We start from the raw sequence: 1,139 nt of genomic DNA on the forward strand, positions 1-1,139 counted from the left end.
GAGCGCTTGTGCAGTTCGCGCTGACCGTCCCCACGATCTCGGACCGCGTCGCTCAGACGGTGGTCAAGCGATATCTGGAGCCGCTCGTGGAACCTGTGTTTCACCGCGACTCGTACGGGTATCGTCCCGGACGATCGGCGCATCAGGCGCTCAACGTGGCTCGGCAGCGATGCTGGGAGTACGCGTGGGTGGTCGACCTCGACATCAAGAATTTCTTCGGTAGTATCGACTGGGATTTGATGATGCGAGCGGTGCGTCGCCACACGGACTGCGCGTGGGTGCTGCTGTATATCGAGCGCTGGCTCAAGGCACCCGTGCAAATGCCTGACGGGACCGTGGTGCACCCGGACGAGGGCACGCCGCAAGGCGGTGTCGTCAGTCCAGTGCTGGCTAACCTGTTTCTCCACTATGCGTTCGACCGATGGATGCAAAAGTACCATCCGGACGTGCCATTCGAACGTTACGCTGACGACGCCATCTGTCACTGCGAGAGCGAGGCGCAAGCCCTACTGCTCAGACAGGAATTGGAGCGGCGACTGGCGGAATGCAAGCTGGCGCTGCATCCTGAGAAAACCAAAATCGTGTACTGCAAGCAGGCAAACCGGCCTGTGGACTATCCAATCTACCAGTTCGACTTTCTGGGTTATACGTTCAGACCGCGAAGTGTCATGAACCGGATGGGCAAGCTGTGCGTCGGTTTCACCCCGGCCGTCAGCAACAAAGCCGCCCGAGCGATGCGTCAGGGCATGCGTCGCAAGGGTCTGTTGCGCCGATACGACTTGGGGCTGGATGACTTGGCGGATCGCACCCGCCCGATTCTGCGGGGTTGGATTGAGTATTACGGACGGTTCACGCGCTCGGCACTGGTGCAGGTGCTGCGATGGGTCGATATGGCGCTGATGCGTTGGGCTCAGCGGAAGTACAAGTCTCTGTCTAGACGTCCGGCGCGAGCATGGGCGTGGCTGTCGGGCGTCAAATGCCGGCAGCCTGGGCTGTTTGCCCACTGGCGCCTGGAGGCGGCGCTTGGACGATAGGAGCCGGATGAATCGCGAGATTCACGTCCGGATCTGTGAGAGCGCGGGGGTGCGACTCCCACGCGCTACTCGACTGGTATCGTGGCGGGTTTCAGGTAAAGAGCA

General features: G+C 61.1%; 1 protein-coding gene. It reads left to right on the plus strand.

What is annotated here, in order from left to right; translation table 11 throughout:
• A partial coding sequence (gene ltrA / locus CF68_RS34465; RefSeq protein ID WP_035827959.1) for a group II intron reverse transcriptase/maturase occupies positions 1-1,034 on the plus strand: 1,034 nt, incomplete at its 5' end.
• Positions 1,035-1,139: the final 105 nt, after the last annotated feature.

The sequence above is a fragment of the Cupriavidus sp. SK-4 genome (assembly GCF_000611125.1).
GTDB lineage: Bacteria > Pseudomonadota > Gammaproteobacteria > Burkholderiales > Burkholderiaceae > Cupriavidus > Cupriavidus necator.